The following is a 383-nucleotide window of genomic DNA, read 5'->3' on the forward strand; positions in this document are numbered from 1 at the left end:
TGGAGCGAACGTACTGCTCCGGGCAGCGATGCGACTTCTATTTCCGGTAAGTTGACCGGTATGATGATGGCTACGCTGAAAGACGGTTTCGGTTTGGCGATTGTGCCTCCAGCCATTATGGAATTGGGTACAGGCTCCGGCTTGACGATTTACCTGCAAGACCGTAACAACAGCGGCCATGCCGCATTGTTGGCCAAGCGCAATGAGTTGATTGACAAAATGCGTAAAAGCGGTTTGTTTAACCCAAGTACTGTTCGTGCGAGCGGTTTGGAAGATGCGCCGCAGTTGAAAATCGACATCAACCGTGCCGCAGCAGCCGCACAAGGTATTTCGTTCTCTGATATCCGTACTGCTTTGGCTTCTTCTTTGGGTTCGTCTTATGT

1 protein-coding gene is annotated in these 383 nt (G+C 50.9%); it reads left to right on the forward strand.

Annotation, left to right across the window (positions count from 1 at the left end; genetic code table 11):
- A partial coding sequence (locus tag ACTHSP_RS22565) for an efflux RND transporter permease subunit (RefSeq protein WP_440347079.1) occupies window positions 1-383 on the forward strand: 383 nt, incomplete at both ends.

The organism is Neisseria sp. P0001.S005, from assembly GCF_051963715.1.